Source organism: Amycolatopsis sp. NPDC003676, assembly GCF_053587275.1.
Genome location: NZ_JBSFNS010000027.1, coordinates 73,775 through 92,596 on the forward strand (window position 1 = coordinate 73,775; position 18,822 = coordinate 92,596).

Genomic DNA, 18,822 nt, shown 5'->3' on the forward strand with positions numbered 1-18,822 from the left:
CCCCGCTCGCGGTTCCGCCGGTTAGCCTGGCCGCATGGTCGACATTGGTGCTTTCGGCGGGCCCGCGTTGCGGGCAGGCGTGCCTCCTTTTCACGTGATGGACGTGCTGTCCGCGGCGCAAGCCCGGCAGCGCAGCCACGGCGACCTCATCTCGCTGGCCGCCGGGCAGCCGTCCGTGCCAGCTCCGGCGGCGGTGCTCGAGGCCGCTCAGGAAGCGCTCAAAAAGCACACCCTCGGCTACACCGAGCAGCTCGGCATTCCTGAGCTGCGCGAAGCCGTCGCCGGGCATTACCGGCGCACCTACGACATCGACGTGGCCGCGTCCGACGTCGTCATGACCACCGGCTCGTCCGGCGGATTCCTGCTGTCGTTCCTCAGTGCGTTCGACCCGGGCGCGCGAGTCGCGATGGCCCGTCCGGGTTATCCGGCGTACCGGAATCTGCTGAACGTTCTCGGCTGCGAGGTCGTCGAGTTCGCCACCACCGCCGAGACGAATTTCCAGCCGACCGTCGAGCAGCTCGACCGGCTCGGGCCGATCGACGGGCTCATCGTCGCGAGTCCCAGCAATCCCACCGGGACCGTGTTGCCGCCGGGTGAGCTGGCCGCGATTTCCGGCTGGTGCGCGTCGCACGGCGTGCAGTTGATCAGCGACGAGATCTACCACGGCATCTCGTACGGCAAACAGCTCGATTGCGCCTGGCAGTACGGCCGGGAAGCGCTGGTGCTCGGGTCGTTCTCGAAGTACTTCGCGATGACCGGCTGGCGGCTCGGCTGGATGCTGGTGCCGCAGCGGCTGCACCGCGCGGTCGACGTCCTGACCGGCAACTTCACTATCTGCCCGCCCGCGGTTTCGCAGTACGCGGCGGTCGCGGCGTTCACGCCGGAGTCGTACGCCGAGGCGGACGCGCACGTCGAGCATTACCGGCGCAACCGGGACCTGCTCTTCGCCGGCCTGCGCGAGATCGGCCTCGACAAGCTAGCCCCCGCCGACGGCGCGTTCTACGCCTACGCCGACGTTTCCGACCACACCACCGACAGCCTCAGCTGGTGCCAGCGACTGCTCGCCGACACCGGCCTCGCGATCACCCCGGGAATCGACTTCGACCCGGTCGACGGCGGCCGCTACGTGCGGTTTTCCTTCGCGGGCGCGACCGAGGACGTGACCGAAGGGGTGCGCCGGCTCGGCGGCTGGCTCGGGTGAATCCGGTCAGCCGTGCTGCTCGGGCCAGTCCCATTCGAGCCCGTACCTCCCGGCGCGCAGCCCGAGCATGACGGCGTGCGTGTTGGCCGATTCGCCGATGCGCACCGGTCGTTCGGTCGGGGTCGGATCGCTGAACGGACGGCGGACCTCCCGGCAGCGGACCGGGACGGCGCCGGGGCCGAACCGGGCCTCGATCAGGAATTCCTGGATGGGCAGCCGGAAACTGGCGGTCCAGCCGTTGTCGGACGGCTGTCCAGGCTCGGGGTACAGCTCGATCTCGTATTCGAGGACCACGGTTTCGCCGCGGCGGAGCGCACTGTCGAAGAGCAGTTCGTTGATCATCAGGTGCTTCTCTTCGCTCACCGACTGGCGGCCCAGCCTGCAGTTGTACGTCGGGATGAGCGTGGGCCGCCTGCGGGAGCCCGGGGTGAGCTCCAGCAGGTTGAGGTCCTGGCTGATGCCGTCCTGTTCGGCCAGCAGGACGTGCCGGTAGCTGATCCGGTGCACCGCCCGGTCGGAGTCGAGGTGGCAGCGCAGGTGCAAGCTGATCCGGCGCAGTCCGTTCTGCGGTGCGATGTCGGCGTCGGTCATCAGCGCCGACAGGCCACTGGAGTCCAGCCACTGCTCGTCGGGCGCGGCGGACTCCTCGGCGGCGACTTGCCTGCCCCTCGGCCGGGGCGGTCCCAGCCTGCCGGACAGCCTGCCCATCGGCAGTTCGAGGACGTTCTCGAGTTGGCGCACCGCTTCTATCGACCGGCGTTGTTCGGGCTGGCGGCTGCCGGACTGCCAGTTGCTCAGCGTCGCCAGGCTGACCCGGCTTCCGCGCTCGGTCAGCCTGGCCCGGATGCGTTCCAGGGTGAGGCCGCTGGCATCGATCGCGCCGCGCAGCGTTTCGGCGAAGGAGGGCCCGGCCAGGTCGAGGGAGTCAAAATTGTTCTGCTGATCGGGACTGTGCGCCGCATTCGAATAGTCGTGGAGCGTCAACGCGCGTCACCTCCGCTGCGGCTCCCCGTGCCGGTGGCACCTTCCTTCGTTCGGCACCCTATCGAGTGAAAGGGGATAGACAAAGGTAACGACGAGCGATCGGGAGGAACGTCGTATTTGTTCCGCCCGATCGCTAGTCGCTATTATGCCCGATTAAGGTGAACTATCTGAAATTGTCGATTCTTACTTGGTGAAGGCGGCGGTGCCCTTCGGGGTGCCCAGCCCGGTCGGGCCGTCCCAGCCGGTGCCCGCGTTGCACCACTGCTTGGTGTCGCAGCTGCCGTTGCTGCCCGAGGTGACGTCGGTCAGCTGGTCGGTGTGCGACCACGGGTACTGGGCGGGCCAGTCCTGCGCGCCGGGGGTGCCGGCATCGGCGTAGACGCTCGCGATGATCGGTGACGAAGCGCTGGTGCCGCCGACGACCTGCCAACCGCTCTGCTGGAAGGTGTCATACACCGCGACACCGGTGGCCGGGTCGGCGACCGCGGAGACGTCCGCGATGGCCTTCTTGTCGCAGCCGGTCGCGGCGGTTTGGTAAGCGGGCTTCGCCGCGTAGCTGGAGCAACCTGAGCCCGCGCCCTTCCACGCCGTCTCGGTGTACGAGCCGCCGCTGTTCTTCAGGGTCGTGCCGCCGACGCCGACGGCGTAGGGGGAGGACGCCGGCCAGCTCGCGCCGTAGCCGTTGTCACCGCTGGACGCGGTGATCGCCACGCCGGGGTGATTGAAGTGCGTGTCGCCCGCGCCGCCCTCGGACTCGTCGCCGCCCCAGCTGTTGGAGACGAACTTCGCGCCGAGCTTGACCGCGGTGTCCACCGCCTTGCCCAGGTCGTCGGTGTTGGCCTGCTTGGCCTCGACCACGAGGATCTTGGCGTTCGGCGCGGTCGCCGCGATCATGTCGACGTCCAGCGCGGTCTCGACGGCCCAGTCCGGGTCGGCGGCCGGCAGCGGGCTCTCCTGGCCGTCTTCATTCACGATCTGCACGTCGCCCGCGGGCAATCCGAACTGCTTGCGGTAGGCGGCCAAATCTGCTTTGAGAGAGGGATAATCGCCGGACTCGGTGACGGCGATAGTCTGGCCCGCACCGCCGTCGGCCTTCAGCTGATAGGCGGCTTGCAGCTCAGCGGGGCCGTAGCCGGAGGGGGCGGCGCCGGGGGCGCGCCGGGCCTGCTTGATGTCGGTGCGCACCTGTGCGAAGCAGGACATGTGGCCTGCCGCGCGCACCTGCGCACAGGCGTTTTTCACCGTCGGACCACCGGTGGCCGCGGGGGCGGCGGAGAACTGCTGCGCGGTGGCAGTTCCACCGGTGGTAAGGGCGAGCGCGACGGCGAAGGCACCGCCTGCGATCAATTTCTTGCGCATTGATTCTGCTCCCGACTGAGTGGTGAATAATTCACCATTAATAATTGGTCCGGGGCGCTGAGTGAACAACGGGCCGATAGTAGGTGCCTTTCAACGGACAGTCGTAAAGCCGTAAAAACTGCATTCCGTGATGTCTCGGCCCCGCGCGGGCCGCACTGGTCACGGCGCTGGGTTCGGGCACTCGAGCCGGACCCGCCGGACGGGACGACCAGGAAAGCTGGCTCAGGGGGAACCCGGAGATCCCCCTGAACGTTGACAGGATGTAGAGAGTTTCCGTCGCACGGATGGCACGCTGGAGGGCACCGGGCCGACGTGGCGCGGAAACGGCATCGGAGGAGCCATGTTCTGGAAGATCGTCGGAGCGCTCGTCGTGGCCTGGATCGCCTTCATGGTGCTCGGGTCAGTGATCGGCTTCGTGTTCAAGGCCGTGCTGTGGATCGGCATCATCGGCGGGGTGCTGTTCCTGGGCACCGCGGCCTACGGGGCGATCACCGGGAAGAAGCAGTCGAAGCGCATCAGCCGCTGACCGGCGCCGAACCATACTGAGGCACACGAAGGCTCCCGCACCGGGAAGGTGCGGGAGCCGTTCGCGGTTCAGGCCAGTGCCGCGCGGGCGGCTTCGGCGCCGTCCCACAGGTGTGCGCGGAGTCCGACCGCGCGGGCGCCGTCGATGTTGATCTGGCGGTCGTCGAAGAACAGGCACTCGTCCGGCTTCGCACCCAGTTTGTCCAGCAGCAGCTGGAAAATCTCGGCGTCCGGCTTCGCGACCTTAACGTCGCCGGAGAACAGCGTGTGCTTGAAGAGCTTCGACCATTCCTGCTCGCGCACCCAGACGCCGAACGCCGACGGCGCGTTCGACAGCAACGCGAGCGAGGCACCGGCGTCGGAGAGCGACTGCAGCAGGTCCAGCGATCCCGGCGCGAGCTGTCCCCAGCCCGCGACGTCGAGCGCGGTCAGTTCGGCCGACAGCGCGTCGTCCACCTTCGCGCCCACCTGGTCGCCGATCGACGTCCAGTACTCCAGGTCAGGGCAGCCGCGGTCGTACGGGTCGCGCACGCTCCAGTACACCGGCTCGAACGTCTCGAGCGAGACGCCCATCGCGGCGGCCAGCTTCGGCACCGCGGCGGTGCGGACGCTGAGCACCTCGCCGTAGTCGAACACGATCCAGTTGGTCACCCGAGTCCCCCAGGGTTCAGGCACCGGCCTTGATCCGGTGCAGTGCTTCGGCGATGTCAGCGGACGACAGGTCGCGGTGCGTCACGAACCGGACCTTGCCCGCCATGGGCAGAGCCTGGATGCCGAGCGAGCCGAGCCAGTTCAGCGCGGTCGGCACGTCCGGCACCCCGGCCAGAACGATATTGGTGTCCGGCGTCCGCACGTCCCAGCCGTGCTCGGAAAGGCCGTCGGCCAGCCGCTTCGCGAACTCGTGCGTCTCGGCCAGTTCGTCGACGCGGTCCAGCGCGACCAGGCAAGCCGCGGCGAGCACGCCGCCCTGGCGCACGCCGCCGCCGAGCATCTGCCGCATCCGGCGGGCCTGCTCGACGAACTCGACGCTGCCCGCGACGACCGAGCCGACCGGCGCGCCGAGGCCCTTGCTGAAGCACGCCGACACCGAGTCCACGCCCACGGTCAGCGCTGCTGGCGGCACCTGCAGCGCGACGGCCGCGTGCCAGATCCGCGCGCCGTCGAGGTGCACGGTGAGCCCGGCCTGTTTCGCGACGGACAGCAGTTGCGCGTGCTCGTCCGGCGGAGTGACCGCACCGCCGGCCGCGTTGTGGGTGTTCTCCAGGCACAGCAGCGTGGTGCGGAGCGTGAAGTACGGGCCGGGGTTGCCGATCGCGGCTTCGAGCGTTTCCGGGAGGCACCGGCCGGGGCCCGCGTCGTGTTCGAGGATGTCCGGCATGCCGCCGGCGAGCCAGGCGGCCGAGCCGAGTTCATTGGTGAGCACGTGCGCGCCGCGGGTGGCGAGGAACCGGTCGCCGCGCCGCAGGTGGACGCTCAGCGCGATCAGGTTCGCCATCGTCCCGCTCGGCGTCCACAGCGCCGCGGGCATGCCGAGCGTCTGCGCGGCCCGGCGTTCGAGTTCGGCGATGGTCGGGTCGGTGCCGATGACGTTGTCGTCGACCTCGGCCTCGGCCATGGCCGCGCGCATGATCGCGTCCGGGCGGGTGACGGTGTCGGAACGGAAGTCGATCAGCTGCCCAGTCATGGTCACAGTCCGATCACATCACACAGGTGGGCGCGGCATCAATGCGACGGGGGGTGGAACGTTTCCGGCCGGACGTGCAACCGTGGACGCCCCCGGATCCGTCCCTTCACCGGACATGGCCAGAGCGGAGCTGCAAAGCGCGTGGACCAGCGCGACGAACAGGAGTTCGCGGAGTACTTCGCCGCGAGGAGGGACGCCGTGCGCCGGACGGCCTATCTGATGTGCGGGGATTGGCACAAAGCCGACGACCTCGCGCAGACGGCGTTCGTCGCGTTGCACCGGAGGTGGAAGAAGATCAGAGACCGCGCGGCGACCGACGCGTACGTGCGCAAGACGCTCGTGCGCGCGGTCATCGACGAGTCCCGGCGGCCGTGGCGGCGGGAGCGGCAGACCGAAGTGCTGCCGGAGCCCGTGGACGACGGCCCGGGGCTCGCCGAACGCGTCGCGACGCGCGAGGACCTGCTCGCCGCGCTGAAGGAAGTGCCGCCGAAGCAACGGGCGGTACTGGTGCTGCGGTTCTTCGACGGACTGGACGTCGGGGCCGCGGCGACAGCGCTGGGCTGCAGCGAAGGCAACGTCAAGAGCCAGACGGCGCGCGGGCTGGCGAATCTGCGTCAGGTGCTGGAACGGGAGGTGGAGACCAATGGATGAGCGGGAAGCCGAGACGTTGTTCTCCGCCGCTCCCGGCGAGGTGCCGCCTCCGACGTTCTCGGTGGAGGACGTGGTGCGCCGTTCCAAGCGCGAGACGGTGCGCCGGCGCAACCGGATCACCGCCGGCGCGGCGGCCGTGGTGGTGGCCGCCGGGTTCGGCACGTGGGGAATTGTCGGAATTTCGAGCGAGAAGTCCGATTCGATGGCGAATTCCGCGGCCGCACCGGCGCAACCCGGCGGACCGGCGGCGCGTCCTTTCAGCACTGGGGATGACTTCCCGGGTCAGCCGTCTCGGCAGGGAGCCGGCGAAACCGGGAGGACCGGCCCTCGGGTCGAAGGCACCTCCGGGTGCGGACGGGTGGACTGGGAGCTCGCCACAGCCCTCGCTGGCGAGCTCCCAGGCCACTTGAATGCCGCGCAGGCTTCCCCAGGCAGCGTTTGTACGACGTCGTCGCGCGGCGCGGGGTTCCCGCTTCCGGACGGCACGATCGGCGCGGCGGTGTTCGCCCGCGGTGCTGCGGTGAATGTGCCCACGCAACCGGCTGGAGCCGTCACCGTGCGTCAGCAAACTGGCAGCGGCGGGACTCTCGTGCTGGTCAGCGTGCCGGGGACGTCCGGGCATCCAGCACCGTACGCAACCGATCTGGCGCGCTTCGCCGCTTCGCTGGCCACCCGGTTCTGATCAGCGGCCCACAGCACGGCTGGCAGAATGACCGGACATGACGGCAGCAGCCACCACTCCCAAGGGCGAGCGACGACGGGCAGCGCTCGTCGAAGCCGCCGCTGAGCTGCTGGCCGAGGGCGGCTTCGACGCGGTCCGGCACCGGGCTGTCGCGGAGCGGGCGGGCCTGCCGCTGGCCTCCACGACGTACTACTTCGACTCGCTGGAAGAGCTCGTCACCGCCGCGGTGGAACACCACGGGCAGACCGAACTGGCCAACGGACGACGGCAGCTCGACGACCTGACGACCCGGAACCGGGGCGTGCAGGCGACCGTGGAACTCGTGCTGGACATGCTGCTCGGCCCCCAGAGCGGCGACCCGGAGGCCGACGCCGAGGCGGTCCTGCTGCGCTACGAGCGCCTGGTCGCGACGGGGCGGCGACCGTACCTGCGGCCGTTGATGCGGACGTTGTCCCAGCAGCTCAACGAACTGCTGACGGAGATCTTCGCCCGCTCCGGGACACCGGTGGCCAAGGACGAGCTGGACCGGCTGGTCGCGCTGGTGGACGGGGCCGTGGTCAACGCGCTGATCGCGGTCGACCCGGCCCCGCGCGCCGCGGCCGGGCGGATGCTGCGGACCGCGCTCGCGGAGTCCGCTGGCGTCCATTGAGGACAGTCAGTCCGGGTATGCCGCGGTGGCGCGGATTTCGATCAGCAGTCCCGGGCTGGCCAGCCCGCTGACGCCGATCATCGACCACGCCGGGTAAGGCTCCGCGGTCACGAGGCGCTGCTTGGCTTCCAGGAAACCGGGCAGGTGCTGGTGGATGTCGACGTGGTAGCTCGTGATGTCGACCAGTGCGGAGAGGTCGAGACCTTCCAGGCGAAGGATTTCCTCGATCCGGCGGAGCGCGATCTCGGTTTGCTCCTCGATGGTTTCCGCGATCGCTCCGTCCAGGCGGCGGCCGATCGTCCCCGCGATGAACAGGAGATTTCCCGCGCGGACCGCGGCTGAGTAACCGAAGCGGGCGAAGGCGGATGCCCCGGACGGTCCGAAAACCTCGGAGTCCTCGGGGATTTCGACGGAGTGCATAGGGATCCCTTTCTCAGTTGCCCCAGCGGGAGGCGCTGGCGGCGCGTTCCAGCCGGGTTTCGCCGTCGGCTGCACGCTCGCGCAAGAAATCAGCGGGAACGGACGGCACCGGCGCGTTTTTCGGGTTTTTCGCGGCCTGCGCGACGATCGCGTCGGTGAGCGAGCGGACCATGTTCAGCCGGGGGTAGGCGGCGTGGATCGTTGTGGCCTGCTCGTCGGTGACCGCGGCGAGGTACTCGGAGCTGATCGGGCCGCCGAAGTCGACGGAGACCCCGGCGCGGGCGAGCAGGCACAGTTGGCCGCGGCGTTCCGCGATGCCGGCGGTGGTGTGCAGCGCGATGGCCTGCCAGACCTCGTCGGCGTCCGCGACGGAAATCCCTTGTTTGACAAGGAATTCCGCTGCGCGGTCCGCGCCTTCGACCTCGAAGCGTTCCACGTGCGGCCCGTCCGGTGCCACGCCGATGTCGTGCATGACGCACGCGGCGAACAGCAGGTCGTCGTCGTAGCCGGACAGCTCCAGCCGGTCGGCGACCAGCCGGGCGAACAGGTAGGAGCGGACGCTGTGGTTGAACACTGACCGCGATTCCAGCGGGCGGACGACCTCGAGAACGGCGTCCGCCAGCGGAGTCGCCGGCAGTGCGGCAACCGGGTCCGGAAGGAGTTCGGTCATGCCGTCAAGCCTGGCCCGCGACGCCCTGACCTGGTGAGTGGCAAGTTTGCCGTACTTCGATAGAATCTTGCCATGACGGTGCATCGAGTCGCGGTGCTGGCGCTGGACGGGGTTCTCCCGCTCGACCTGGCGATTCCGGCGCAGGTGTTTCACGCGCGGCCGCAAACGCACTACGAGATGACGTTGTGCGCGCTCGGCCCGAAAGTCGCCACCAGCGCCGGGTTCGAACTGGCGGCCGAAGGCGGGATCGAGGAACTGCGCGCGGCGGACACGGTGATCGTGCCGGGCTACGACCCGATCCGGGAGACCCCGGAAGCGGCGGTCGAACTGCTGGCCGAGGCGCGCGACCGCGGCCGGCGGGTGGTGTCCATCTGCACCGGCGCGTTCGCGCTGGCCGCGGCCGGAATTCTCGACGGCCTGCGCGCCACGACGCATTGGGAATACATCGACGAATTCGAGCGCGAATACCCAGCGGTCCAGGTCGATCGGGATGTCCTCTACGTCGATGAAGGCGACGTGCTCACCTCGGCTGGCGTCTGCTGCGGCATCGACCTGTGCCTGCACATCGTGCGCCGCGACCTGGGCGCCGCGGTCGCGAATCGGATCGCGCGCGGCCTGGTCGCCGCTCCGCATCGGGAGGGCAGCCAGGCGCAGTACGTCCCCACTCCGCTCGCGGACGCTGGCGACGCTTCGCTGTCCGCCACGCGGGAATGGGCGTTGCAGCGACTGGACGAATCGCTCAGCATCCGCCTGCTCGCCCGGCACGCGGAGATGTCGCAGCGGACTTTTCTGCGCCGGTTCGCCGAGGAAACCGGGACGACGCCGTTGCAGTGGCTGCTCAACGCGCGGCTCGGCAAAGCTCGGGAACTGCTGGAGTCCACGGATCATTCAGTGGACCGGGTGGCGCGGGACTGCGGTCTGGGCACCCCGGCCAACCTGCGGCTGCACTTCCGGCGGACGCTCGGAACCACGCCGACGGCTTACCGGCGGGCTTTCACTTCCTGACCTGTCCTCTTGGCGTCGGCGGCGGATTTCACCAGCAGCTCCAGCATCGCGGTCTCCGCGCCGACCGGGTCGTGCGCGGCGATGGCGTCCAGCACCCGGCGATGGCTCGGCACCGGATCGTCGGTGGGACCGGCACTGTGGACGAGTTTGTCCCGCTCCGCCAGGCCGATCGCGATGACGCGTTCGATCTGGAGCAGGAAGTTGTTGTGCGCGGCGGTCAACAGGCCGCGGTGGAACGCCAGATCCGCCTCGACACTCGCCTCCAGATCCGGTGCTTCCACCATCGCGTCGAGCGCGGACGCCAGCGCGGCAAGGTCTTCAGCGGTCGCCCGCTCAGCAGCCATCCGCGCCGCGGCGGGCTCGACCACAGCGCGGACCTCGGCCAATTCGTCCAGCAGGCCGGCGTTTCCGCGTGCGGTAGTTTGCCAACGCATGACGTCGGCGTCGAGAAGCTGCCAGTTCTCGCGCGGTTGCACAAAGGTGCCGTGCTTCTGTCGCGCGCCGATCATTCCCTTTGCTGCCAACACCTTCAACGCTTCACGCAACGCGGTGAGGCTGATGTCCAGCTCCTCGCGCAGCGCGGGAAGGTCCAGCACCGTGCCCTCGCGCCATTCGCCGGACAGAATGCGTGCGGCGAGCGTTTCCACGGTCTGGCCGTGCAGACCGCGAGGGCGATGGTCGGTCACCGTAGCGGGAGCACGCACGTCGGCGAGCCGGTCGGATATTTGCGGACCTCCGCGTTTCCCAAGTCCTTCAACGGAAAAACGGAAATGACGTCGTCTCGGAACGCGGCGGTGTAGCACGTTCCGTCCGCCACGGCGAAGTTCCACGGGTACGCGCCGCACGGCTGATCGGCGGTCGCGCGCAGCGGATCTCCGGCGAACGACGTGATGCATTCCGGACCGCGGTTCGACAGGTAGATCCCGGAATCGAGCACTTCCAGGTGTGCCACCAGGGATTCGCCGCCTGCCGCGGTCGCCGGAGTCGCCGCGACGAACTCGAACTCTCCCGGCGAAGTCTCCCGCATCGTGATCAGCTCGCCGGACAGTTCTCCTGCCACGTAAGCGATTCCGTCCGCGCCGCGCACGAGCTGGCGCGGCCCCGTTCCCGGCGGCAGCGACGAAACGGCCAGCGGAGTCAGCTTTCCTTCCGGAGACAGGGTGTAGCTGCGGATCTCGTCGGTGCCGAGATCGACGGCGCTCACCACGGAACTGTCCGCTGACGACACCGCCATGTGGACGTGCGGGCCTTCCTGCCGGTCGGCGCGCGGACCGCTCCCAGTGTGCTGCACCAGGTCGGTGCGGCGGTCGATCCGGCCGTCCTCGCGCAAGGCGAACACGGCCAGGCTGCCGCCGCCGTAGTTGGCGCACAACAGAAACCGGCCGTTCGGCGTCACCGCGAGGTGACAGGGGCTGGCCCCGCCGGATTCGACCACGTCGAGCGCGACCAGGCCGTCGGCGACCGAAACGGAGGTGACCTCGCCGTAGCTCGTCTCGTTGGTCGCGTACACCATCGGCAGCGCGGGATGCTGGGTCAGCCAGGTCGGCGACACCATCGGCAACGTCGATTCCGCCGTCAGCTCGCCGCCGGAGCGTCGGAAAACCGCGATTCCCGTGCCGTTTCCGCCGGTTTCGGCGGTACGGCAGCCGACGAGTACGACGTCGCTCACGAGCTCTCCCTCACCAATGCGGCCACTCTGGCCCGGATGTCCTCAGTCGAACCACGGGTCAGCGCCGACCCGATCCCGCAGGCGACCGCGCCCGCGTCGAGCCAGCGTGGCACGTCCTCGGGAGCGATTCCACCCGTCGGCACCAGCGGGGCCTGCGGAAGCGCCGCGCGCACGTCCTTAATCCACTGCGGGCCGAGCGCGGAAGCCGGGAAAACCTTTACGGCGTCAGCACCTTCCTCCATCGCGCGCACGATTTCGGTGACCGAACCGGTGCCCGGCAGCGCCGCGACGCCGTACCGATGAGCGGTACGCAATACCTCGGTGTGCAGCGACGGCGACACGAGAAACTGGGCCCCTGCCCGGATCGCGGCCGTCGCGGACGACTCGTCGAGCACCGTGCCCGCCCCGATCGTGGCGTCCGGATACGCGGCGGCCAGCTCCTCGATCGCGACGAGCGCACCCGCGTTCGTGAGCGGGACCTCGACCGACTTCAACCCGGCGTCGAGTACTGCCCGCGCGGCGGCGACGGCCGAGGCGGCGTCCGCTGTCCGCACGATCCCGACGACGCCCTGGCGCACTGCTTCGCGCGTGATCTCCCACCGGTATCCCATGCCGGCCAGCCTAGCAGGCAAATTATAAATTACTAATTATTCTTGACGGGCTCGCGGGCGTCCGTGCATGCTTCCGAACCATGCGCACTGCCGTGGTGACCGGCGCGGCGTCCGGGATCGGAGCCGCGACCGCCCTCCGTCTCGAAGCTGACGGCTACCGGGTGGTCGGCGTCGACCTCGCCCCGGTGCCCGGCGGCGTGCAAGGCGACGTGACCGAAGATGAGACGTGGCAACGCGTTCTCGATCTCGTGGGCGAAGTCGACGCCGTGGTCAGCAACGCGTATCTGCCGACTTTGGGCCCACTGCACGAAACCGACCGCGCGCAATGGCAACGGCAACTGGACGTGAACCTCACCGCGTCGTACCTGGCCGTCCGGACCTGCCTGCCTTCGCTGCGCTCTCGGCGCGGCTCGGTGGTGCTGGTTTCCTCCGTACACGCGCGATTCGGCTTGCCCGGCCACCCAGCTTATGCGGCCAGCAAAGGCGCTTTGGTGTCTCTGGCCCGGCAATTGGCCGTGGAGTACGCGCCAGAGGTGCGGGTGAACTCGGTGCTTCCCGGCCCGGTCGAGACCGAGGCATGGTGCCGGGTCAGCGCGGAAGACCGCGCACGCAGCGTCCGCGCGACGCCCGCCGGACGGCTCGGCGACCCGGCCGAAATCGCCGCGGTGATCGCGTTTCTGCTCTCGCCCGCGGCGTCGTTCGTCACGGGCGCCGAGCTGACCGTCGACGGCGGTTGGTCGGCCGCGAAAGATTCTGCTTAGGAGACGAAGTGCAGATCACCGGGATCGAGACTTTCCTCGTCGCGCCGCGCTGGTTGTTCCTGAAGGTCAGCACCGACGAGGGCATCAGCGGCTGGGGCGAACCGGTCGTGGAAGGCCGCGCCGGGACTGTCCGCGCGGCCGTCCACGAGCTGGCCGAGCTGGTCATCGGGAAGGATCCGCTGCGTATCGAGGACCACTGGCAGGTGCTGCGGCGCGGCGGTTTCTATCGCGGCGGTCCAGTGCTGTCCAGCGCGCTCGCCGGGTTCGACCAGGCGCTGTGGGACATCGCGGGCAAGGCGCGGAACGCCTCGGTGCACGAACTGCTCGGCGGACCGGTGCGCGATCGCGTGCGGGTGTACTCGTGGGTCGGCGGCGACCGTCCGTCGGGGATCTTCGACGCGGTGTCCGCGCAGGTAGAGCGTGGTTTTACCGCAGTGAAGATGAATGTCGCCGGTCCTCTCGGGCCGATCGCCACTCCGGCCGAGGCTCAGGCGGCATTGGCCCGCGCGCGAGAGGCCAGGGAAGCGCTCGGCCCCGACCGGGACCTGGCGATCGACTTCCACGGCCGCGTCTCGCCCGCGATGGCGCGACGCTTGGTGAAGATGCTCGAAGAAGTACAGCCGATGTTCGTCGAGGAGCCAGTGCTGCCGGAACTGTCCGCCGACGTGGTGAGGTCGGTGGTCGAAGCCTCGACGGTCCCGATCGCGCTCGGGGAACGGCTGTTCTCGCGCTGGGAGTTCAAACCGGTCCTGGACGCGGGCGTCGCCGTGGTGCAGCCGGACCCGTCGCACGCGGGCGGCATCTCGGAGCTGCGCCGGATCGCCGCGCTGGCCGAGGTGTACGGCGCGAACCTCGCCCCGCACTGCCCGCTCGGCCCGATCTCGCTGGCCGCCGCGCTGCAGGTGGCGTTCGCGACGCCGAACTTCCTGATCCAGGAACAAAGCCTGGGCATGCACTATCACGATGGCCGCGAGCCGGTCGCGTATCTCGCCGATGACGCACTGTTCCGCTTCGTCGACGGGTATGCCGCACGGCCGACTGCGCCTGGTCTCGGTATCGAGGTGGACGAGGAGGCCGTCCGCCGAGCCGACGAGACCGGCCATGCCTGGCGATCCCCAGTGTGGCGCCTCCCCGACGGCAGCCTCACGGAGTGGTGACCGCCCCGCTGACCTGCGCAGGTATCGTGGCCCCGTGACGCTCAAGCCCAGCATTCCGAACGTGCTCGCCGCCCGCTACGCCTCGCCTGAGCTGGTGGCGCTCTGGTCGCCCGAACGCAAGGTCGTGCTCGAGCGGCGGCTGTGGCTCGCCGTGCTGCGGGCTCAGGCCGAACTGGGCGTCGAGGTGCCCGACGGCGTCCTCGACGACTACGAGCGCGTGGTCGAGCAGGTCGACCTCGACTCGATCGCCGCGCGCGAACGCGTCACCCGGCACGACGTGAAGGCCCGGATCGAGGAGTTCAACGCCCTCGCCGGGCACGAGCACGTGCACAAGGGCATGACCTCGCGCGACCTCACCGAGAACGTCGAGCAGTTGCAGCAGCTGCGCTCGCTGGAGCTGGTCCGTGGCCGCGTCGCCGCGGTGCTGTCGAGGCTGGCCGCGCTCGCCGTCGAGCACTCCGACCTGGTGATGGCCGGCCGCTCGCACAACGTCGCCGCGCAGGCGACCACGCTCGGCAAGCGCTTCGCGACCGCCGCCGACGAGCTGCTCGTCGCGTTCTCGCGGCTGGACAACCTGATCGAGCGCTACCCGCTGCGCGGCATCAAGGGCCCGGTCGGCACCGCGCAGGACATGCTCGACCTGCTCGGCGACGAGTCCACTTTGGACCAGCTGGAATCCCGGATCGCCGAGCACCTCGGCTTCGGCAACCGGTTCGTCAGCGTCGGGCAGGTGTACCCGCGTTCGCTCGACTTCGACGTGCTGTCCACTGTGGTCCAGCTCGCCGCCGCGCCGTCCAGCCTCGCCAAGACGATCCGGCTGATGGCCGGGCACGAGCTGGTCACCGAGGGCTTCAAACCGGGCCAGGTCGGCTCGTCGGCCATGCCGCACAAGATGAACACCCGCTCGTGCGAGCGCGTGAACGGTCTCGCGGTGGTGTTGCGCGGTTACCTGTCGATGATCGGCGAACTGGCCGGCGACCAGTGGAACGAGGGCGACGTCTCGGATTCCGTGGTGCGCCGCGTCGCGCTGCCGGACGCGTTCTTCGCGCTCGACGGCCTGCTCGAAACCTTCCTCACCGTGCTCGGCGAATTCGGCGCGTTCCCGGCCGTCGTGGAGCGTGAGCTTGATCGCTATCTCCCGTTCCTCGCGACCACGAAGGTGCTCATGGCGTCGGTGCGCCGGGGCGTCGGGCGTGAGACGGCTCACGAGGCCATCAAGGAGAACGCCGTCGGGGTCGCCCTCGCGATGCGTGAACGCGGCGCGGAGAACGACCTCCTCGACCGGCTCGCGGCCGACGAACGCCTCCCGCTCGACCGCGCTGACCTGGACGAACTCCTCGCCGACCGGATCTCGTTCACCGGTGTCGCCCCGCGCCAGGTCGAAGAGGTCGCAGCGCGCGTCGAGGACGTGCTCAAGCGATTCCCGGAGGCCGCGGCGTACGCGCCGCAGCCGATTCTGTGAGTGCGCGCACGTCGTCCACGTGCTGAGACGGCATTACTCGATCGGGCGAAGCTTTTAGTCTTCGTGCCGAACCCCGGAAGCGCCAGGCCGCCACCCCGCGGCCTGGCGCTTCTTGTCTGCGCACGCCGGATATTCAGGAAGAAGTCATGAGAAAGATCCTCAGCACGCTCGCCGTCGTAGTCGCCGCCACCGCGGGCCTTACGGCGTGCGGATCCTCGGACGCTTCCGGGGAGACCCTGCGCGTCGGCACCCTCACCGACGCCCCGCCCAGCATCTACCTCGAAAACGGCCAGTTCACCGGGTACGACAACGAACTGCTGCGGGACATCGCCAAGCGCGAGGGCTTCAAGGTCGACTTCGTCGGCACCGAGTTCTCCAGCCTGCTCGCGAAGGTGGCCGGCGGCCAGCTCGACATCGGCAGCTCAACGATCTCCGCGACCGCCGCGCGCAAGAAGACCGTGGCGTTCAGCAACGGCTACGACACCAGCTACACGACCGTCGTCAGCAAGAAGGGCGCCGCGCTGCCCGCCGCTAACTCCTTCGCGGGCAAGCGGGTCGGCGTCGTGCAGGGTTCGGTGCAGGACGAGTTCGCCGGCAAGCTCGCCGGTGCGCAGGTTGTCCGGTTCCCGGACTACAACGCCGGTTTCGCGCAGCTGAAGACCGGCGGTCTCGACGGCTGGGTCGTGCCGAAGGACATCGGCCAGAAGTACATCGACCAGAACCCGACGATTCCGCTCGAATTCGGCTACACCGTCGCGGACAAGGACACCCCGTCGGCTTTCGCGGTCGCCAAGTCGAACCCCGAGCTGCTGAAGAAGATCAACGACGGACTGGCCAAGGCGATCGCCGACGGCACCGCGGCCCGGCTGCACGCGCAGTTCTTCAAGGAGGCGCCGGTCGCGAAGGAGCTGGAGAAGGGCGGCCCCGGCCTCCCGGTGGCGAACTCCTGATGCCCAGGCACACTGGTGGCATGAAGAAACTGATCGTCACCGCCTTCGCGGCGGCACTGGTCGCCGGTCTCACCGCGTGCGGTGGCGACGCGGGCGAGACCCTGCGAGTCGGCACGCTGAGCGATTCCCGGCCCAACGCGTACCAGGAAAACGGCGAATTCACCGGCTTCGACAACGCGTTGCTGAAGGATATCGCCGCGAAAGAGGGCCTGAAGCTGGAATTCGTGGCGACCGATTTCTCGGCGCTGCTCGGCAGCGTCGCGAACGGCCGGTTCGACATCGGCAGCTCGGCGATCGCGCAGACCGACGAGCGCAAGAAGACGGTGGCGTTCAGCGATCCGTACAACTACCAGTCGCTCGGCATCGAAGCGAAGGCGAGCGCGGGCATCAGTGACGAGAACTCGTTGACCGGCAAGCGGATCGGCGTGGTGCAGGGCACGGTGTCGGACACCTGGCTCGCCGCGAACGCGCCGAAAGCGCAGGCGGTCCGGTTCCCGAACGACGCGGCGGCGCTGAGCGCGCTGAAGTCCTCGGCGATCGACGGCGCGGTGTTCGACCAGGTGTCCGCGGAGGACTACGCGACCAAGAACCCCGAGCTGAAGGTCACGAAGGCGATCACGACCAGCATCCCGCACGGATACGCGGTGCGGAAGGGCAACACCGAACTGCTGGGCAAGCTGAACGACGGCATCAAGAAGGCCGTCGCGGACGGCACCTGGGCGAAGGTGCACCAGCAGTTCGAGCCGAGCATTCCGGTTCCCGCGGATTTCAAGACGAAGTAGCCTGATGGATCAGTTTTTCGACACTTTCCTGAACTGGCAGTACATCTGGGAGGTTTTCCCGGACCTGCTCAAGACCGGCCTGCTGAACACCCTGATCCTTTCGGTGGCGGCGGCTGTCATCGGGACCCTGCTCGGCATGGTGCTCGCGGTGATGGGCCTGTCCGCGAAACGCTGGCTGCGCTGGCCGGCGCGGGTGTACACGGACATTTTCCGTGGGCTGCCCGCGATCCTGACCATCCTGGTGATCGGTCAGGGCGTCGGCCTGCTCGCCCGCAATGTGGTGGGCAACAACCCGTACCCGCTGGGCATCGCCGCGCTGAGCCTGATCGCCGCCGCGTACATCGGCGAGATCTTCCGGGCGGGCATCCAGAGCGTCGACAAAGGACAGCTGGAGGCGAGCCGCGCGCTCGGCATGAGCTACTCCAAGGCGATGCTGCTGGTGGTGATCCCGCAGGGCGTTCGGCGGGTGCTGCCCGCGCTGGTGAACCAGTTCATCGCGCTGGTGAAGGACTCGACCCTGGTGTACTTCCTCGGTTTCCTTACCTCGCAACGAGAACTGTTCAGGATTGGCCAGGACCTCGCGGCCAACACGGGCAACTTGTCGCCGCTGGTGGCCGCCGGTGTGGTTTACCTGGTGATCACGGTTCCGCTGACGCACCTGGTGAACTACATCGACAAGCGGCTGCAGACCGGCCGCAAGGTGACGGCGGAGAGCAACGAAATGCTCGCGGGTGGGACGTTATGAGTACAGCGATTCGTTCTTCTTCGGTGGAACTGAAGGACATCCACGTCCGATTCGGGACGCTGGAGGTCCTGCGCGGGGTGAACCTGAAGGTGCCGAGCGGGAGCACCACGTGCGTGATCGGCCCGTCCGGTTCCGGTAAATCGACCTTGCTGCGCTGCGTGAACCGCCTGCAGGAGCCGGATAGCGGCGACCTGCTGCTGGACGGGGAAAGCGTCATCGCCTCGGATCCCGACGCGCTGCGCCAGCGCGTCGGGATGGTTTTCCAGCACTTCAACCTTTTCGGGCATCGAAGCGTGCTGGACAACATCGTGCTGCCGCTGCGCAGCGTGCGCGGTCTGTCCAAAGAGGACGCTATCGAGGTCGCCCGGGCGCGCCTGGCGGAAGTCGGCCTTGGCGACAAGGCCCCGTACCGCCCGGCCGCGTTGTCCGGCGGCCAGCAACAGCGGGTGGCGATCGCCCGAGCGCTGGCGATGGAACCGGAAGTGATGCTCTTCGACGAGGCGACGAGCGCGCTCGACCCGGAACTGGTGAAGGGCGTCCTGGACCTGATGGCCGGGCTGGCTTCGCGGGGCCTGACGCTGATCGTGGTGACCCACGAGATGGGCTTCGCCCGGAGTGTGGCGGACGAGGTCGCGTTCATGGACGCGGGCCGGATCGTGGAGCAGGGGACGCCGGAGCAGGTGTTCGAGGCACCGGCTAGTCCTCGGTTGCAGCAGTTCTTGTCGCAGGTCCTGTAAGTCGCCGAGCCTGTCGCGCGGTGCCGAAGTACGTGAGGGGAACCCTGAGGGAACTCACCCACGCGATGCCGAACCAGTCGGTGCCGATCCCGTGCTCGGCCAGGTACGCGTCGACCCC

At 68.7% G+C, this 18,822-nt stretch carries 22 protein-coding genes; 13 read left to right on the forward strand and 9 right to left on the reverse strand.

Features of this window, described 5'->3' with window-relative positions; translation table 11 throughout:
* Window positions 1–34 precede the first annotated feature (34 nt).
* Window positions 35–1,201: a pyridoxal phosphate-dependent aminotransferase gene (locus tag ACWDNU_RS18535; RefSeq protein WP_449669753.1), complete on the forward strand. Its 1,167-nt coding sequence runs from the start codon at window positions 35–37 to the stop codon at window positions 1,199–1,201.
* 6 nt (window positions 1,202–1,207) lie between these two features.
* Here the strand turns inward: ACWDNU_RS18535 and ACWDNU_RS18540 are convergent, their stop codons facing one another.
* Together ACWDNU_RS18540 and ACWDNU_RS18545 are read right to left on the reverse strand one after the other, a co-directional pair.
* Window positions 1,208–2,185: a hypothetical protein gene (locus tag ACWDNU_RS18540; RefSeq protein ID WP_370933147.1), complete on the reverse strand. Its 978-nt coding sequence runs from the start codon at window positions 2,183–2,185 to the stop codon at window positions 1,208–1,210.
* 183 nt (window positions 2,186–2,368) lie between these two features.
* Window positions 2,369–3,544, reverse strand: coding sequence for a S53 family peptidase (locus tag ACWDNU_RS18545; protein ID WP_449669754.1), 1,176 nt, complete (start codon window positions 3,542–3,544; stop codon window positions 2,369–2,371).
* Window positions 3,545–3,884: 340 nt separating this feature from the next.
* Between ACWDNU_RS18545 and ACWDNU_RS18550 the strand changes: the two genes are divergently transcribed.
* Entirely contained in the window at window positions 3,885–4,070 is a 186-nt protein-coding gene (locus ACWDNU_RS18550) for a hypothetical protein (RefSeq protein ID WP_344266394.1), read from the forward strand.
* A 68-nt stretch (window positions 4,071–4,138) separates the two neighbouring features.
* Here the strand turns inward: ACWDNU_RS18550 and ACWDNU_RS18555 are convergent, their stop codons facing one another.
* Window positions 4,139–4,720 carry an HAD family hydrolase gene (locus ACWDNU_RS18555; RefSeq protein WP_449669755.1) on the reverse strand — a complete coding sequence of 194 codons (582 nt, stop codon included), beginning with the start codon at window positions 4,718–4,720 and terminating at the stop codon, window positions 4,139–4,141.
* A 16-nt stretch (window positions 4,721–4,736) separates the two neighbouring features.
* Window positions 4,737–5,753: a threonine aldolase family protein gene (locus ACWDNU_RS18560; RefSeq protein WP_370933152.1), complete on the reverse strand. Its 1,017-nt coding sequence runs from the start codon at window positions 5,751–5,753 to the stop codon at window positions 4,737–4,739.
* A 141-nt stretch (window positions 5,754–5,894) separates the two neighbouring features.
* Here ACWDNU_RS18560 and ACWDNU_RS18565 point away from each other — a divergent pair, with 141 nt between their 5' ends.
* The 3 genes from ACWDNU_RS18565 to ACWDNU_RS18575 are packed head-to-tail and all read left to right on the forward strand — an operon-like array spanning window position 5,895 to window position 7,735.
* Entirely contained in the window at window positions 5,895–6,404 is a 510-nt protein-coding gene (locus ACWDNU_RS18565; RefSeq protein WP_354740876.1) for a SigE family RNA polymerase sigma factor, read from the forward strand.
* Entirely contained in the window at window positions 6,397–7,086 is a 690-nt protein-coding gene (locus ACWDNU_RS18570; RefSeq protein WP_370933153.1) for a hypothetical protein, read from the forward strand. Before ACWDNU_RS18565 ends, ACWDNU_RS18570 begins: the two co-directional genes overlap by 8 nt.
* A gap of 37 nt (window positions 7,087–7,123) precedes the next feature.
* Complete coding sequence (locus ACWDNU_RS18575; RefSeq protein WP_344266380.1) at window positions 7,124–7,735, forward strand: TetR/AcrR family transcriptional regulator; 612 nt, start codon at window positions 7,124–7,126, stop codon at window positions 7,733–7,735.
* A 6-nt stretch (window positions 7,736–7,741) separates the two neighbouring features.
* On the opposite strand, the gene ACWDNU_RS18580 is transcribed toward ACWDNU_RS18575, so the two are convergent.
* Both ACWDNU_RS18580 and ACWDNU_RS18585 read right to left on the reverse strand, forming a co-directional pair.
* Complete coding sequence (locus ACWDNU_RS18580) at window positions 7,742–8,155, reverse strand: Rid family hydrolase (RefSeq protein ID WP_449669756.1); 414 nt, start codon at window positions 8,153–8,155, stop codon at window positions 7,742–7,744.
* Between the two features lie 13 nt (window positions 8,156–8,168).
* Window positions 8,169–8,825: an HD domain-containing protein gene (locus ACWDNU_RS18585; RefSeq protein WP_370933156.1), complete on the reverse strand. Its 657-nt coding sequence runs from the start codon at window positions 8,823–8,825 to the stop codon at window positions 8,169–8,171.
* Between the two features lie 72 nt (window positions 8,826–8,897).
* Between ACWDNU_RS18585 and ACWDNU_RS18590 the strand changes: the two genes are divergently transcribed.
* The gene (locus tag ACWDNU_RS18590) at window positions 8,898–9,830 is read left to right on the forward strand and encodes a GlxA family transcriptional regulator (protein ID WP_449669757.1); all 933 of its coding nucleotides are present in this window, start codon (window positions 8,898–8,900) and stop codon (window positions 9,828–9,830) included.
* Here the strand turns inward: ACWDNU_RS18590 and ACWDNU_RS18595 are convergent.
* The 3 genes from ACWDNU_RS18595 to ACWDNU_RS18605 are packed head-to-tail and all read right to left on the reverse strand — an operon-like array spanning window position 9,806 to window position 12,110.
* Window positions 9,806–10,516, reverse strand: a complete 711-nt coding sequence (locus ACWDNU_RS18595; protein ID WP_449669766.1) for a FadR/GntR family transcriptional regulator — start codon at window positions 10,514–10,516, stop codon at window positions 9,806–9,808. The two genes, ACWDNU_RS18590 and ACWDNU_RS18595, sit on opposite strands and share 25 nt — an antisense overlap.
* Complete coding sequence (locus ACWDNU_RS18600; protein WP_449669758.1) at window positions 10,513–11,499, reverse strand: lactonase family protein; 987 nt, start codon at window positions 11,497–11,499, stop codon at window positions 10,513–10,515. The genes ACWDNU_RS18595 and ACWDNU_RS18600 overlap by 4 nt, the downstream gene beginning before the upstream one ends.
* Complete coding sequence (locus tag ACWDNU_RS18605; RefSeq protein WP_370933160.1) at window positions 11,496–12,110, reverse strand: bifunctional 4-hydroxy-2-oxoglutarate aldolase/2-dehydro-3-deoxy-phosphogluconate aldolase; 615 nt, start codon at window positions 12,108–12,110, stop codon at window positions 11,496–11,498. The genes ACWDNU_RS18600 and ACWDNU_RS18605 overlap by 4 nt, the downstream gene beginning before the upstream one ends.
* Window positions 12,111–12,190: 80 nt before the next feature.
* Here ACWDNU_RS18605 and ACWDNU_RS18610 point away from each other — a divergent pair, with 80 nt between their 5' ends.
* The 7 genes from ACWDNU_RS18610 (at window position 12,191) to ACWDNU_RS18640 (ending at window position 18,704) form a co-directional block, all read left to right on the forward strand.
* Window positions 12,191–12,871, forward strand: a complete 681-nt coding sequence (locus ACWDNU_RS18610; protein WP_449669759.1) for an SDR family NAD(P)-dependent oxidoreductase — start codon at window positions 12,191–12,193, stop codon at window positions 12,869–12,871.
* A gap of 8 nt (window positions 12,872–12,879) precedes the next feature.
* On the forward strand, window positions 12,880–14,028 hold the full coding sequence (gene dgoD, locus ACWDNU_RS18615) for a galactonate dehydratase (protein ID WP_449669760.1): 1,149 nt from the start codon (window positions 12,880–12,882) through the stop codon (window positions 14,026–14,028).
* 34 nt (window positions 14,029–14,062) lie between these two features.
* On the forward strand, window positions 14,063–15,490 hold the full coding sequence (gene purB, locus ACWDNU_RS18620) for an adenylosuccinate lyase (protein ID WP_449669761.1): 1,428 nt from the start codon (window positions 14,063–14,065) through the stop codon (window positions 15,488–15,490).
* Window positions 15,491–15,636: 146 nt separating this feature from the next.
* Window positions 15,637–16,440, forward strand: a complete 804-nt coding sequence (locus ACWDNU_RS18625) for a substrate-binding periplasmic protein (protein WP_182892769.1) — start codon at window positions 15,637–15,639, stop codon at window positions 16,438–16,440.
* A 20-nt stretch (window positions 16,441–16,460) separates the two neighbouring features.
* A complete protein-coding gene (locus ACWDNU_RS18630) occupies window positions 16,461–17,222 on the forward strand; it encodes an ABC transporter substrate-binding protein (RefSeq protein ID WP_237597572.1) in 762 nt (253 codons plus the stop codon).
* Window positions 17,223–17,226: 4 nt separating this feature from the next.
* Entirely contained in the window at window positions 17,227–17,967 is a 741-nt protein-coding gene (locus ACWDNU_RS18635; RefSeq protein ID WP_449669762.1) for an amino acid ABC transporter permease, read from the forward strand.
* The gene (locus tag ACWDNU_RS18640) at window positions 17,964–18,704 is read left to right on the forward strand and encodes an amino acid ABC transporter ATP-binding protein (protein ID WP_449669763.1); all 741 of its coding nucleotides are present in this window, start codon (window positions 17,964–17,966) and stop codon (window positions 18,702–18,704) included. The genes ACWDNU_RS18635 and ACWDNU_RS18640 overlap by 4 nt, the downstream gene beginning before the upstream one ends.
* Window positions 18,705–18,822: the final 118 nt, after the last annotated feature.

What these genes read in the sequence shown, in the direction of transcription:
- ACWDNU_RS18535 (WP_449669753.1), top strand. Translation starts at nt 35, where the DNA reads ATGGTCGACATTGGTGCTTTCGGCGGGCCCGCGTTGCGGGCAGGCGTG.
- ACWDNU_RS18545 (WP_449669754.1), bottom strand. Translation starts at nt 3,544, where the DNA reads ATGCGCAAGAAATTGATCGCAGGCGGTGCCTTCGCCGTCGCGCTCGCC.
- ACWDNU_RS18550 (WP_344266394.1), top strand. Translation starts at nt 3,885, where the DNA reads ATGTTCTGGAAGATCGTCGGAGCGCTCGTCGTGGCCTGGATCGCCTTC.
- ACWDNU_RS18560 (WP_370933152.1), bottom strand. Translation starts at nt 5,753, where the DNA reads ATGACTGGGCAGCTGATCGACTTCCGTTCCGACACCGTCACCCGCCCG.
- ACWDNU_RS18570 (WP_370933153.1), top strand. Translation starts at nt 6,397, where the DNA reads ATGGATGAGCGGGAAGCCGAGACGTTGTTCTCCGCCGCTCCCGGCGAG.
- ACWDNU_RS18575 (WP_344266380.1), top strand. Translation starts at nt 7,124, where the DNA reads ATGACGGCAGCAGCCACCACTCCCAAGGGCGAGCGACGACGGGCAGCG.
- ACWDNU_RS18580 (WP_449669756.1), bottom strand. Translation starts at nt 8,155, where the DNA reads ATGCACTCCGTCGAAATCCCCGAGGACTCCGAGGTTTTCGGACCGTCC.
- ACWDNU_RS18585 (WP_370933156.1), bottom strand. Translation starts at nt 8,825, where the DNA reads ATGACCGAACTCCTTCCGGACCCGGTTGCCGCACTGCCGGCGACTCCG.
- ACWDNU_RS18590 (WP_449669757.1), top strand. Translation starts at nt 8,898, where the DNA reads ATGACGGTGCATCGAGTCGCGGTGCTGGCGCTGGACGGGGTTCTCCCG.
- ACWDNU_RS18605 (WP_370933160.1), bottom strand. Translation starts at nt 12,110, where the DNA reads ATGGGATACCGGTGGGAGATCACGCGCGAAGCAGTGCGCCAGGGCGTC.
- ACWDNU_RS18610 (WP_449669759.1), top strand. Translation starts at nt 12,191, where the DNA reads ATGCGCACTGCCGTGGTGACCGGCGCGGCGTCCGGGATCGGAGCCGCG.
- ACWDNU_RS18625 (WP_182892769.1), top strand. Translation starts at nt 15,637, where the DNA reads ATGAGAAAGATCCTCAGCACGCTCGCCGTCGTAGTCGCCGCCACCGCG.
- ACWDNU_RS18630 (WP_237597572.1), top strand. Translation starts at nt 16,461, where the DNA reads ATGAAGAAACTGATCGTCACCGCCTTCGCGGCGGCACTGGTCGCCGGT.
- ACWDNU_RS18635 (WP_449669762.1), top strand. Translation starts at nt 17,227, where the DNA reads ATGGATCAGTTTTTCGACACTTTCCTGAACTGGCAGTACATCTGGGAG.
- ACWDNU_RS18640 (WP_449669763.1), top strand. Translation starts at nt 17,964, where the DNA reads ATGAGTACAGCGATTCGTTCTTCTTCGGTGGAACTGAAGGACATCCAC.